The organism is Verrucomicrobiia bacterium, from assembly GCA_035629335.1.
Taxonomy (GTDB): Bacteria; Patescibacteriota; Saccharimonadia; order Saccharimonadales; family Saccharimonadaceae; genus DASUUR01.
Genome location: DASPIB010000001.1, coordinates 462,886 through 476,836, shown reverse-complemented (window position 1 = coordinate 476,836; position 13,951 = coordinate 462,886). Strand labels below are relative to the sequence as shown.

Sequence of the window (13,951 nt, the reverse complement as noted above, 5' to 3'; positions counted from 1 at the left end):
CTTATGCTAGCTCCTTATTTTCAGTTTGTAGTTCTTCAGCGTCTTGGATGGTCATACCATCGCCAAGATCAATATCATCATATTCATCAACTGCATCGGCTTCAGCAACATCAAGTGGCTGGACATCTTTTGGATTGACTGTCACGCTTGAGGTTGCGGCCATACTTTCTTCAAGTACCTGTTCGGCGTCGATGATTTCATCTTCGCTTTGGTCGAGCAGGTCAACACGCAGGCCAAGTCCTTGCAATTCTTTTACTAACACGTTAAAGCTTTCTGGAACTTTTGGTCCGGTAATCGGTTCGTTCTTGATGATGGATTCGTAGGCTTTTGCACGGCCGTAGACGTCGTCGGATTTAATGGTAAGCATTTCTTGCAGCGTGGTAGCGGCACCATACGCTTCAAGTGCCCAGACTTCCATTTCACCAAAGCGCTGACCACCGTTTTGCGCCTTACCACCAAGTGGCTGCTGGGTCACCATTGTGTATGGCCCAATCGAGCGAGCGTGGATCTTATCGGCGATCATGTGGTGCAGCTTAATCATGTACATGCTGCCGACGGCAGTTTTTTCGTGGAATGGCTCACCAGTACGACCATCGAACAGCTGCATCTTGCCGTCTTCGGGGAAACCAGCCTTCTTTAGCTCTTCAACAATAGCCTCATGAGGTACGCCGTTAAATGGTGGCGTTGCAACTTTGTAACCAAGAGCGCGCGCAGCCATGCCCAGGTGTACTTCGAATAGCTGACCCAAGTTCATGCGCGATGGCACGCCCATCGGGTTAAGAATGACGTCAACTGGGGTACCGTCTTCCATGAAAGGCATATCGGCCTCTGGGAGGATACGGGCTACCACGCCTTTGTTACCATGACGTCCGGCTAGCTTGTCACCAACGGCGATTTTGCGCATTTGGGCAACAAAGATCTGGATCTGCATCAATACGCCGGCCTTCAATTCGTGGCCTTTATCGCGGCTAAAGACTTTAACGCCCACGACTTTTCCGTGCTTGCCGTTGCTCATGCGCTGTGAAGTATCGCGAACATCTTTGGCTTTTTCACCGAAGATGGCACGAAGCAGGCGTTCTTCTGAGCTTAGTTCTTGCTCGCCTTTTGGTGTAATTTTTCCTACCAGTACATCGCCGGCTTTTACTTCAGAACCAACTTGCACAATACCGTTTTCATCAAGGTGGCGCAGACTATCTTCGCTGACGTTTGGAATATCACGGGTAACAATTTCAGGGCCCAGCTTGGTTTCGCGGACTTCAACCATAAAGTCGTTGATGTTGATGCTAGTGAGGTCATCATCTTTCACGATTCGCTGACTCAGAATGATGGCGTCGTCCATGTTGTAACCGCCCCATGGCATGTAGGCAACAATGAGGTCGCGGCCAAGAGCCAATTCGCCATCAGCGATTGAGGCGCCTTCGATCAAAACGTCACCCTTTTTCACCTTCTGTCCACGACTTACCACAACTTTTTGGTTGATGCTGCGATCGTCGTTACTTTGGCGGAAATGAACGGGAGTATAGTCTTTCACTCCATCGGCGTATTTTACCTGAACCAGTTCAGCATCAGCACGGACGACTTCGCCCTCGGCCTCAGCCACAACCAGCTGGCTGGTGTTACGAGCAATTTCAGCTTCAATACCAGTTCCGACGATCGGACTCTCTGGGCGTAACAGTGGCACTGCCTGCTTCTGCATGTTCGAGCCGGTCAAGTTGCGGTCAACGCGGTTCTTTTCGACGAATGGAATTAGAGCGGCCGTGGTACCAATGATTTGCTTCTTGGCGGCATCGTAGTAAGTCACTTCATTGGCTTCAGACTCTTCAGGAACCAGGCAGTTACGAACACTTACACGGCCTTCTTTGAAGCTGCCGTCATCATTAAGCGCGTTACCAGCTTCGGCGATAACTTCGGTGGCTTCCTGAGCAGCATCAAGATAAGCCACTTCATCGGTAACCTTTCCGTCAACAACTTTTAGGTAAGGTGTTTCGAGGAATCCGTATTCATTAACTCGGGCGTAGCTGGCCATGTTAAGCACCAACCCAATGTTGGCGCCTTCTGGTGTTTCAACTGTACAGAGTCGACCATAGTGGGTTTGGTGTGCGTCACGAACTTCAAGTCCGGCGCGCTCGCGGCTCAGACCACCAGGTCCCATTGAGCTAAAGCGGCGCTTATGCGCAAGTTCAGACAGTGGGTTGGTTTGATCCATAAACTGCGACAGCTGTGAACTAGCAAAGAACTCACGCACGGCAGCCACTACTGGTCGAGCGTTAATCAGCTGGCCGGGAGTGACGGTTTCGATTTCACTCATACTCATGCGGTCCATGGCGTTTCGCTGCATGCGGAGCATACCAATTCGGAATTGACGAGCAACTAGTTCACCGACCAATTTGACGCGACGATTACTGAGAGCGTCAATATCGTCTTGTGCTTCTTGGGTGTTGTTAAGACGAATTAGCTCCCGAATAATCGCGATCAGATCTTCAAGGCGCATGATGCGATTTTCGGTAGTATTTGCGACGTCAAGGCCGAGGCGCTGGTTGATTTTGTAGCGACCGACGCGGCTAAAGTCGAAGCGCTTGAAATCAAAGAACATCCGCTCAATCATCGAGCGAGCGTTATCGACAGTTGCCAAATCGCCTGGGCGCAAGCGGCGATAGACTTCAATCAAAGCCTCGTTAGCGCCGCGGCTTGGGTCTTTATCGAGAGTGGCATCAATGTATTTAATAGCACCGGTATCAATATCTGCAAACAACTCTTTAATGCCAGAACTGGTTGGGTAACCCAGCGCGCGCAGTAAAGTGGTCACTGGTAGTTTACGACGACGGTCAATTTTTACGTAAATAACACCACTAGTGGCAGTTTCAAATTCAAGCCATGCACCGCGGCCGGGAATCAGTTTTGCACCGTAGTAATTACGCGTACCCGATTGTTCGGCCGTAAAGAACACGCCGGCGCTACGAATAAGCTGGCTCACCACTACTCGCTCGGCACCGTTAATTACAAAAGTACCGCGATCGGTCATCCAGGGGTATTCTCCCAGATAAATTTCTTGCTCTTTTACTTCGCCAGTTACTTTATTGGTGAGCTCAACTTTTGCCATCAACGGCGCCTCAAAGCTCACGTTGTTATCGTGGGCTTCTTCTTCGCTCATTTTTGGTGTGTCGAATCGGTAGTCTCGGAACCGAAGCTCTAGCTTCTGACCGGTGTAGTCTTCGATCGGGTTAATTTCTGCAAAAATTTCGCTCAAACCGGTTTCAACGAACTCTCTCCATGAATCACGTTGATGAGCAATAAGATCTGGCAATGGTAGCGCGGTATCTTCTTTCGTAAAGTAGACACGCTTTGTATTGCCTAGCTGTTTTTGTGCCACGTAGCAACTCCTCGCTAGTTATATTAGTGATAGAATCGGCGCCGAAGATTCTCTATCCGTAGTCCCACACTTCTCTCATGCCATTGACGATAAGCACACCCGAACTACAGTTACACTGCTTCTTAATAGCAAATTATGAAGGCTCAGAGCAAATTAGTCAATTACTTTTTAACTTTATCTAAAACGACCACCTAAAGCGGCGGCCGTTTTATCGATGAAAAGCGAAAGCTAGACTTTTTCAATAATTTCGTCGATCAAGCCGTAAGCCTTGGCTTCTTCGGCACTCATCCAGAAATCGCGGTCCATGTCTTTTTCGATTTTTGAAACCTTCTGGCCAGTGTTCTGGGCGTATAGTTCGTGCAGGCGATGCTTCAAGAACAGCCCTTCGCGCAAGGTAATCTCTTGATCGGTGATCTTACCATGAGTACCGCTACTTGGCTGGTGGATCATAATGCGACTATTTGGCAGTGCGTAGCGCTTGCCTTTTGTGCCACTACTTAAAAGAAACGAACCCATACTCAAGGCTTGGCCAATAGCGATCGTTTGTACGTCGGGGGAAATATAGCGAATCGTATCAAAGATCGCTAACCCGTCATATACCGAGCCGCCGGGGCTGTTGATGTATAGCTTGATGTCTTTTTTCGGATCTTCATAAGCGAGGTGCAGCAGCTGGGCTACTACCAAGTTCGCAGTGTGCGAATTGACGTCCTCACCTAAAAAGATAACGCGCTCTTTTAGTAACCGCGAGTAGACGTCGAAGGCACGCTCGCCCTCGTATGATTTCTCAATAACTGTTGGCACCAGATAGTTAGATGGTTGTGTCATGTTCATACCATTATTATACACAAAAATTAGCACTCAATACAAGTGAGTGCTAATTTACTTGTCCTAGTGTTGCGCGAAAACTATTTCTTCTTGTTGAGCGCAACTAGTCGTTCAACAGTTTTGCGCGTCAGTTCACGATTGGCAAGATCCCGGCGAGCCTCAGGCGTATCAAGCTGCTTGCGAATCTGTTCGTCTTTGTAAGCTTCAAGCATTTCTTGGTGCCGCTTATCAAGCTCGTCTTTGGTGACTTCGATGCCTTCAGCTTTGCTTAATTCGGCGAGCGCTAGTCCAGCTTGCACACGACGCTCGGCGGCATCTTTTAACTCTTTTTCGTGCCATTCATCGTGCGTCATATTTTGCTGCTCGAGGTACTGCTCGAGCGTCAAACCGCGGTACATAAGATTCTGCACCGTGTCGCGCTCGATATTTTGCATCTGATCTTTCACTAGAATTTCCGGAACAGGCACTTGGCTGGTTTTGACCAGCTGTTCGACCAAGCTGTCTTTTAGCTTGTCGTCGCTTGCTTGTTGCTTCTGTTCGGTCAGTTCGCGCTTGATGTCAGCTTTCAATTCAGCAACCGTTTGGAATGGGCCAGCTTTTTGAGCGAATTCGTCATCGACTTTTGGCAGCGAAATCTCTTTCACCGACTTCAGGGTGACTGAAAAATTCACCTTAACACCAGCTAATTTTTCAGCGTGATAATCTTTAGGAAAGGTCAAGGGCAACGTAAAAGTATCACCAGGTTTTTTGCCGACAATGCCTTCTTCGAAACCCGGAATAAAGGTGTTGCTACCTAACGTCAGTGGGTAATCTTTGCCAGCTGCGCCACTAACTAACTCACCCTTTTCGTCTTTGCCTTCAAAGTCAATAGTGACCTCATCACCGTCTTTTGCAGCCCGGTCAACATCGTTCTTCTGGGCAAAGCTGGTGCGCATGCGGTCGATGACTTCAGTAACATCTTTGTCGGTTACCGTCACTTTTTCTTCGGTGACTTTCAAGTTCTTGTAGTCGCCAAGCTTAACTTCTGGCAAAATTTCAGCGGTGGCGGTAAAGATAGCGCTTTCACCAGGCTTAATTTCTCTTACGTCAACCTGCGGGCGGTCGAGCGCCTGAAAATCTTCTTTGGTAAAAATAGCAATCACGGCCGTATTAATGGCATTTTCGAGCGTCTCATTTTCAATCGCCATCGGTGAAAGGTGTTTCTCGGCAACCGCAGGCGGCACTTTCCCGACACGGAAGCCCGGCACTTTGGTGTCTTTCGCAAGGCGCACAAGCGCAATCTGTCGAGCGGCTTTTAGGTCAGTTGCATCAAGGGTAACTGAAAGTTCAACTTTCGTGTCGGATAGTTTCTTAAGAGTATGCTTCATAGTTATCTAGTGTAACAGATTAAAGGCTGCTTGACTATTGCTGAAACCAGGTTTTATGAATATCTAGGCGAAGAACTCATCGAGTTCATCCGAAACTTTTCGTCGGCGATCTTTCACCACGCTCACGACTCGTTCGAATCCTAATCGCTGCTCTTTGGTGGTTTTGACGTCTTTAAAGGTGTAGAGTTCTTCTTCTGCCTCTTTACTCCCTACAAATACCATGAACGGAATGCGCTTTTTCACGACAGTTTTGATCTGTTTATCAAGGTTTCTACCAGTGATATCGACTTCTGTTGTCACGCCTTCTTCGCGCAGTTTATTGGCTAGCTGAAGGGCTTCGTTGGTTTTGCCATCGAGCACGATGAGGTAGACCTCGGTGGTCGAATCAAGCTCGGGCAATAGGTCGTGCGAACGTAAGAACAGTTCGGTGGTAGTGTAACCAGGCGCCATGCCGACCGTCGGGATAGGTGGCGCCCCAAACAGGCTGGTCATGCCATCGTACCGGCCGCCGCCAAACATCGACCGGTTGTTATCGGGGTGGTTATCAAACACTTCAAAGACGATACCCGTGTAATAATCGAAGCCGCGCATTAAACTGATGTCAAATGTTGCATTTTTTACTCCCGATTCATTCAGCAGCGTAAAGAGGGATTGGATTTCTTTAATGGCATCGCAATTACGAATGGCCTCAGGAAGTTCGGCCATGGTTTTAGCACTGACCAGCGCGGCAATTTTGCGTAAGCCGGTGGTCGCCCGGTGGGCTTCAAAAATCTCGGCCGCCCGATCGCGAAATTCTTCCGGAGAAATTTTACCGCGGCGATCAAACAACTTCATCATTAGCTGCGCCTGCACCACATCAAGCTCCAAATAATCGGCCATCATGTAATTAATCAGCTTGCGATCGTTAATTTTAATGGTGTACATTTTTTTCGTTGCGCCAAAAGCTTTCATTAAGCGGTCGGCTAGAATAATAATCTCGGCGTCAGCACGAACTGAAGCCACACCAAAGATATCAGCATTTAGCTGCCAGAACTCACGCTCGCGCCCTCGCTGTGGTCGTTCGTAGCGCATATAATTCGCAATCGAATACCAGCGGGCAGGCATGGCAATTTCTTGGTGGCGAGCAGCGATCATTCGGCTAACGGTGGGAGTCATTTCTGGGCGAATAGCGACCGTTCGTCCGCCCCGGTCGGTGAACTGATAGGTTTGTTCGCCGACAATTTCTTGCCCGGTTTTGGCGGCATAAATATCGAGCGGTTCAAGCAGTGGCGCGCCATGCTCCTCGTAGCCAAAGCTCTCGACCACCTTCCGCCAGGTTGAAAAAATGTAGTTTTGAATGCGCTTATCTTCCGGGTAGTAGTCGCGCGTGCCTTTGTATGGTTGGGTTGGCAAACCTGCCATAATTTATGCCGTGTCCTTTAGTGTTACGTAGTTACTATAACTATAAAACTCAAACTCATATTTGTAAATAATTTGCTATCTGGCCGATGAGGCTCTTAAAACCAAACTTCGGCCGTTGTTTTGCCGCGTGCTTTTGTCATATCACGAATAAGCGCGGCGCCGTCGATAAGCGCAATACCGAGGCTACTCATTTCTGCATCAGGCAACATATTGATCAGCTCGGCCGTGACACCTTTCTGCTGGTAATAATGACGTAAAGTGGCCTTGTCTTGTCTGAAGGTCGGGAACCCGCTGCATTTACTAGGATTTGCCGGTGGTTTCTGAAAAGCCCTGGGAACCCATAATTCACTTTCCTGCGGAGAAAATAAGTTTTTACCCCACTCAATGACGTTAGCTCGCAGTGGATTTTCTTCACCCTTATTCTTCCAAGCTGCTTTTGTTACTTGTCGATTAAATGCTGCTGGCCGCTCAAGTCTTTCCAGCTGTGACAATGTTGCAGCGAATAAATCGTCGGACGTGGCGGCCGGATTTCGCTGTAACTGGTCGAAATAAAATGGCAGTAACACCCGCGCTAAAACGATCTCGGTATTTTCTGCCGCCATGTTGTACCACATCAAATCCCATGGCGTTTGTTGTCGCGGTCGAACATAGGACTCGTCCCCAGCGCTCTGAGTCTCAAGATAATCGAGATAGGCTCCATGTTTTTTCGAGCGATTATCAGCCACCCTTGCCAGCGACTCCCAAAATATTGCTTCGGGATCTTGCGGATCTTGGCCTTTTGCTTCGGCGGCCGCCACAAGCAGCTCGTTACTGGCTGAAACAACCGTGGTATACGATCGAAGCAATAACTCGTGGTATACCTCATCAGAGGCGTAGCTACGAAAATAAGGGTGATGATTAAGACTCTGTAGTCGTACATCTTCTTTAAAAGCAAGCGGGCTTTTTAGAACCTCGGCATACACTTTATGCCAGCCTGCCGCAAAAGCCGTCGAACTAACGCTCACCGTAGATTCATACTCTGCACGTGCGGGCTCTCGGTGCCATAGTAATTGCTTATTATCTTCAACAGGCTGCTCAATACCTAACCGGGTGTTCTCGAGTGTCTGGAGCTCATCTAACAGCCGTGGCGTATCCTTAGGTGAATCTATTAACGCCTGAGTGTATCTCTGGCGAATATCAAATAAAGTTTCGCGGTCATGTTCTTTGGAAATAGCCGCTGTGGAGGTTTCGGGAAAATTTTCTTTCATAACTTAATCTATCCTAGCGCATTTTAAGTGTCAGGCAATACAGCCAGAGAATTATTTATCCCTTGCTGCAGGCGTCGCCACAGCAAGGGATTACGCTTACTTCTACAAGAAACCGAGCAACTTACTGGCATCGCGCACCAGTTGTTTTGTGCTTGTCACTTTTAAGGCTTGCCAACCTCGGTTTACGGCGCCTTGTACGCATTTATCTTGGTCATCAAGCAAAAGAATCTCTCCGGGCCTAATGGCTGGCAGCGCTTGTTCGACTTTGGCATAGATTTCAGGATCGGGCTTAGCGCAGCCAACTTCGCACGACAGGATGAGCGGGTCGAAGCCTTTGTACGAACCATCTTTATGCAGCCTAGCGGCAATCGCCGGATTGATGTTCGACAGCAATCCAACATGCAGGCCTGCCGCGTGACACTTCCCAGCAAAATCGTAAGCGACCCTCTCTGGCTTCAGCGATAGGTAAACGTCATCCCACATCTTATCCGTCAGTACGTTGGGAGCGTCAGGGTAGAGCCGATTAACTTCTTGGACAAAGATGTTGTTATCGATGCGTCCTCGCTTCAAGTCGTCAAGGAGCTTTGGAACTACAATTGTTTCACGTAAGCCTATTGCCCGCGTTGCGGCTTTTTCGTTGGTTCCTTTCTCGCCACCCAGGGAAAGTACCCCGCCTTGATCAAAAATGACAGCTTTAATTAAGGTAGCCATCAGTACACCCTTCGCTTATAGTGAATATGCCATCGATAGAATAACATATATCAAGAGCATCGATAATTATATCGCCATAGTATTTTCGGGCTTTTCCGAGATAAAAGATCGAGCCAAAGCTCGATCCCTTATTCTGGTGCGCGAGAGAGGACTTGAACCTCCACGCCCGAAAGCACTAGTTCCTAAGACTAGCGTGTCTACCATTCCACCACTCGCGCATAACTGTATATATCGTATCAAAAATAATCAAATCTCGCAAAAAATTAGCTTCCGCTAACTTCCTTGCGGTAGAAAGTGAGCACCGCATTTCCATAACTACGATTGTCCACCACAACAACTCCAGTTTCGGTCGGTATCTCACTCCTACCTGAATGTGATAATACCATAAGCCCGTTTGGTTTTAAATATGCAAAAAGCTTGCTAATTGTGGAAAACTGCAGGTCGTGGTACGGCGGGTCGCAAAAAATCAGATCAAATTCTTGCGAAGTCGAGGAAGACAGCCAATTATTAAGCGTTGTTTTAATGACATCATATTTTTTATCATCGATTCTTAGGGCGTGGGCATTTTCCTCAATTACCCGAGCTGCCACCCGGTCTTTTTCAGTAAACACCACGCGGAGAGCCCCGCGGCTCAGCGCTTCAAGCCCTAGCGAACCACTGCCAGCAAAAGCATCGAGCACTACAGCGCCTTGCACTGCTTCACCCAGAATATTAAACAAAGAACCACGAATCCGCTCACTCATCGGGTGAGTGCGGTTATTTTTAGGTGTTGCCAGCATCCTCCCGCCATATTTGCCGGCAATTAAGCGTACATTCATGAGTTTTTTCGGCGTTCTTTCCGTTTCGCTGCCCGAAGAGCTGCTTCATACCAAGCAAGCACCACGGCCTTAATAATAAGCGGCGCAAGTTCAATCCTAGTTTGCCGGGCGAGCTCACGACTCCAGCCGTGTCTATGGAACGTTTGATACATTTTTAGCCCGTAAATCTGCAGTGCAATTTCTTGAAAGATGGGCAAAAAGCCCTCATTTTCAACACGAATCCGCTCGTTTGCATTGGTCATAGCGTGTTCAAGGCGTAATGGCGCCACGGTGGTCGCGACCCCAGTTTCAAATAACAAATGCGTGGTCATTACCCCTTTAGCACCCCAAAATTCCCAGTTATTACGCACCTTCTGCCGAGGCGTTTTACCCGGCAGTACCAGCTTCTCCTTCACGCTAGTACGGGTTTCAAGCCCTTTGCCTTCACGTAGTTCCGAGAGCTTTTCTTCAAGTGGGTAATGGTGCGCTGGCGTAAGGCCATCGGTAATAGCGTGCGCCAGCCAGGCGGCTTCAAAAGCTGCTCGTTCGTGGTTGCCGTCGGAGAGTGCTGTCGTTAAATTAGCTAAATGATCTTCAATAATTACCAGTAAGCGGCGATCGCTACTGTCGGTTGGGTCAAAATAGTGCCACGGCTCATCGACGGCCGGACTTTTTCGTTTGATGCCATCGGGGCCATTTTTGCCTTCAAATCGTAGGATTTGCCGAGTGGTCGGGAAGGTAATTCCGGTAGGAATAAATTTCTGAAATTGCCGGCGTGCGACACGATCGATCTTTTGATGCGTGCCGATAATATTTCCAGAACCATGGCGCAATGTCGTGCCTGAATACATGTTTTCTTCGTTTTAATTAAGCGTTGTGAGCCGCTGATAATGGCGTACTTGCGCTGCTAACTTCTTATATTGTAACAGATCAAACCCTTTTTCAATGAAAAAAGATGCCGCCCGCTGTGCTCGAGCGATAAGCGGCGTATCGCCCAGGCTCGCCAGGCGCATATTAAGCTGTCCGTGTTGCGCCCGACCATAGATTTCACCGGGACCGCGAAGCTGCAGGTCAACCTCGGCCAAGTAAAAGCCATCGTTGCTTTTTTCGAGCTCACGAAGTCGTGCGCTGGGTTTGGCGCTGGTACTGGTAAGCAAGTAGCAGCAACTTTGCTGATCGCTCCGCCCAACTCGGCCACGCAATTGGTGAAGCTGCGCCAAGCCAAAGCGATCGGCATCTTCAATTAAAATAACTGTGGCGTTTGGCACATCTACCCCTACCTCCACCACCGTGGTGCTGACTAGAATATCAGTTTCACGGCGGAGAAAAGCGTGCATTACCGCCTCTTTTTCGTCTCCCTTTAGCTGCCCGTGCAGTAGGCCAATCCGGCGGTGCTTAAACGGCCCTTGCTGCAGTTTTTTATATTCGGCCTGGACGCTTTTGAGCTCGTTATCGGGATTGGCGTCGATTAACGGACAAATAACGTAGGCTTGTCGACCCGCTGCCAGCTGGTGTTCGATCTGATCATACAGCTGCGGACGACTGTTCGGTGACCAAATAACTGTTTTTATCGGCTTCCTTCCTGCTGGCCGCTCGTTAATGATTGATATATCAAGTTCGCCGTAAACCGTTAATGCCAAGCTGCGTGGTATAGGGGTGGCTGTCATAGCAAGTAAATGCGGCATATGTTCGCTTTTATGGAGCAAGGTTTGTCGCTGCTGTACGCCAAAACGGTGCTGTTCGTCGATCACCACGAACCCCAACTTCTGAAACTGCACTTTTTCTTGTAATAACGCGTGCGTGCCAACCGTTACCTCTACCGCACCCCCGGCTAGTTGTTCGTACAAGATTTCTTTAGCTTTTTTTGGCATATGGCCAATTAGAAGCCCGACCTCCACGCCAAGTGGACCGAGTAGGTTTCTAAGGGTGGCGGCGTGTTGGGTAGCTAAAATCTCGGTGGGCGCCATAATTGCCGTCTGGAAGCCGGCTCTGGCCGCCATATAGGCAGCAAAGCCAGCTACCACCGTCTTACCCGAGCCAACATCCCCTTGTAGCAGGCGATTCATTGGCACTTTAGCGTTAAAGTTTTGCACAATTTCCCAGGCGGCCAAGCGCTGGGCGTTAGTTAGCTTGAACGGTAATTGCCTAACAAATTCTTTGGCCGCTTGAACGTCAAAAGGAATATGCCAACCTTCAAGCTTGTTGTTTTCAAGTTTGTTATAACCGCTGGCCAGCAACAATTCAAACAGCTCTTCAAAGGCAAAGCGTTCTTTAGCCCGCTGCAACTGTTCGTCTGATTCAGGAAAATGCAAGCCAAGCAGCGCGTCGGCGTAGGAAATTAATTGCTGCTGAGTCACAATGTCGTTCGGCAAAGTTTCGGGAAGCATGGTAATGAGTGGCTTTAGTTGGGCAATAAGGGCCCGCACTGTATGTGACTTTAAGCCTTTAACTTCGCGGTAAATCGGCAGAATCCGATCGGTGTTAATGTGTTCGCCATCAGCTTTTTCAGCACTAGGATTAATTAGCTGATATTTATTATATTGCAGCGAGAATTCACCAGACATAAAAAATTCTTGCTGTGCCTCGAGCTGCGCCGCTCGGTACGATTGATTAAACCACACCGCTGACAGCTTGCCCGTTGGGTCGCTAAGGGTGGCTTCGGTAACGTGCATGCCGCGCCGAACGCGGCGAGTTTTTACGTTCTCCACCGTTACTTTAACCGTTACTTTTCCGGGGCGAATGGCGGCAATCGGGGTCACCTGAGAAAAATCTTCATATTTTCTAGGTAAAAACTGCACTAGATCGTCTACCGTAAAAATACCAGCATCGTGCAGCTTTTTCGCCGTAACCGGGCCGACGCCTTTGATGTTCGCAATTGGAGTTTGGAGTGTCATGAGATTAGGCGGCGTAGGCAAGGAGGCAGAAAGTATTTTTGCCTTTTTTCACCAAGGTCGGCTGCGTGAAGGTGGTGGGTTCAGTTATTTTTTCCCCATTTACAGAAATAGCCCCGCTCTGCAGTAGGCGCCGCGCCTCACCCTTTGATTGCGCGATGCCGGCCTCAACCAGCCCTTCAACAATCTCTGTGTTCGCAGCTGTTGGGATTTCTGCCGCGAGTTGCTGTAGTTCGTCGTGAGCCATATCGGCAAATGCTTTACCGCCAAACAGTGCGTCCGTAATATTTCGCACAGCTTGTGTGCGTGCTTCACCATGCACAAGTTTGGTAACTTCTTCAGCCAGTTTTTGTTGCGCTAGCCGGGCAGCTGGATTTTGCTGATGCTCTTCAATCAGGGCGGTGATTTCGTCTTTTGAAAGTAGCGTATAGATTTTTAGGTAGTCTATCACTCCTTCGTCATCGGTGTTGAGCCAAAATTGATAAAACTTATACACCGAGGTTTTTTTGTCGTCGAGCCACACTGCGCCGTCTTCGCTTTTACCAAATTTTTTACCAGTAGCCCGATTGATCACCAGCGGTGCAGACCAAACATGGGCTTCAGCCCCTTCGAGCTTGCGAATGAGCTCGACACCGGTAATCGAATTGCCCCACTGATCGGAGCCGCAGACCTGCAAAGTAACACCATGCTCGCGGTATAAATGCAAAAAGTCGTAGCCTTGAATTAACGTGTAGCTGAATTCGGCGTAGCTAATCCCTGAACCACCCTCTCCAATTCGTGACCGCACAAAATCACGATCGAGTAGCTGGGTCATAGAGAAGCTTTTCCCGACTTCCCGCAAGAAATCTAAATAACCAATGTCTTTAAACCAGTCATAATTATCAACCAGCGTAAACGGCATGCCGTCAAAAATGTGCTGGTACTGCCTGGCAATGGCAGTTTTATTCTTTACTACTTCATCGATTGACTTTAGGGTCCGCTCTTCATCCTTGCCACCGGGGTCACCAATCATGCCCGTTGCACCGCCAACAAGCAGTACTGCCTTGTGGCCATGGCGAAGGAAATGGCGAATCATCATCGCAATCGCAAGATTCCCGACTTGCATCGAATCGGCGCTTGGATCGACGCCAAAATAGAAAGTAATTGGCTTTTTATCAAGCTCACTCGGGTCGTTAAGGGTCGTTTGGTTGACAAAACCGCGCCAGCGCAGTTCTTCGGAAAGCGTCACGATAATGCTGTCTCCATTACTTTATATTTAACCTCTGTTTAGTATATCGATAAAAGCCATTTGATGCTAGACGAAAGGTGCTATAATAGTGCGTAAAGCATAATGCTTAAGGAG

10 protein-coding genes and 1 tRNA gene are annotated in these 13,951 nt (G+C 48.7%); all 11 read right to left on the bottom strand.

The annotated features are described in order from the left end of the window. Position 1 precedes the first annotated feature (1 nt). Complete coding sequence (locus tag VD907_02625) at positions 2–3,370, bottom strand: DNA-directed RNA polymerase subunit beta (GenBank protein HYG83747.1); 3,369 nt, start codon at positions 3,368–3,370, stop codon at positions 2–4. A gap of 228 nt (positions 3,371–3,598) precedes the next feature. Continuing rightward, positions 3,599–4,195 (bottom strand): ATP-dependent Clp protease proteolytic subunit, encoded by a 597-nt coding sequence (locus tag VD907_02620; protein HYG83746.1) that lies wholly within the window; start codon positions 4,193–4,195, stop codon positions 3,599–3,601. Positions 4,196–4,275: 80 nt separating this feature from the next. After that, on the bottom strand, positions 4,276–5,562 hold the full coding sequence (gene tig, locus VD907_02615; GenBank protein ID HYG83745.1) for a trigger factor: 1,287 nt from the start codon (positions 5,560–5,562) through the stop codon (positions 4,276–4,278). A 63-nt stretch (positions 5,563–5,625) separates the two neighbouring features. Beyond that, the gene (gene hisS / locus VD907_02610; GenBank protein HYG83744.1) at positions 5,626–6,963 is read right to left on the bottom strand and encodes a histidine--tRNA ligase; all 1,338 of its coding nucleotides are present in this window, start codon (positions 6,961–6,963) and stop codon (positions 5,626–5,628) included. A 95-nt stretch (positions 6,964–7,058) separates the two neighbouring features. Further along, positions 7,059–8,210 carry a hypothetical protein gene (locus VD907_02605; GenBank protein HYG83743.1) on the bottom strand — a complete coding sequence of 384 codons (1,152 nt, stop codon included), beginning with the start codon at positions 8,208–8,210 and terminating at the stop codon, positions 7,059–7,061. A gap of 102 nt (positions 8,211–8,312) precedes the next feature. Next, positions 8,313–8,921, bottom strand: a complete 609-nt coding sequence (locus tag VD907_02600; protein ID HYG83742.1) for an HAD family hydrolase — start codon at positions 8,919–8,921, stop codon at positions 8,313–8,315. Positions 8,922–9,055: 134 nt separating this feature from the next. Continuing rightward, positions 9,056–9,139: transfer RNA gene (locus VD907_02595), tRNA-Leu, on the bottom strand. A 45-nt stretch (positions 9,140–9,184) separates the two neighbouring features. Then, positions 9,185–9,739 carry a 16S rRNA (guanine(966)-N(2))-methyltransferase RsmD gene (gene rsmD, locus VD907_02590; protein ID HYG83741.1) on the bottom strand — a complete coding sequence of 185 codons (555 nt, stop codon included), beginning with the start codon at positions 9,737–9,739 and terminating at the stop codon, positions 9,185–9,187. Continuing rightward, entirely contained in the window at positions 9,736–10,569 is an 834-nt protein-coding gene (locus VD907_02585; GenBank protein HYG83740.1) for a hypothetical protein, read from the bottom strand. The genes rsmD and VD907_02585 overlap by 4 nt, the downstream gene beginning before the upstream one ends. Before the next feature lie 12 nt (positions 10,570–10,581). Beyond that, positions 10,582–12,612 (bottom strand): ATP-dependent DNA helicase RecG, encoded by a 2,031-nt coding sequence (gene recG, locus VD907_02580; GenBank protein HYG83739.1) that lies wholly within the window; start codon positions 12,610–12,612, stop codon positions 10,582–10,584. A 4-nt stretch (positions 12,613–12,616) separates the two neighbouring features. Next, positions 12,617–13,837: a tyrosine--tRNA ligase gene (gene tyrS / locus VD907_02575; protein ID HYG83738.1), complete on the bottom strand. Its 1,221-nt coding sequence runs from the start codon at positions 13,835–13,837 to the stop codon at positions 12,617–12,619. Positions 13,838–13,951 lie beyond the last annotated feature (114 nt).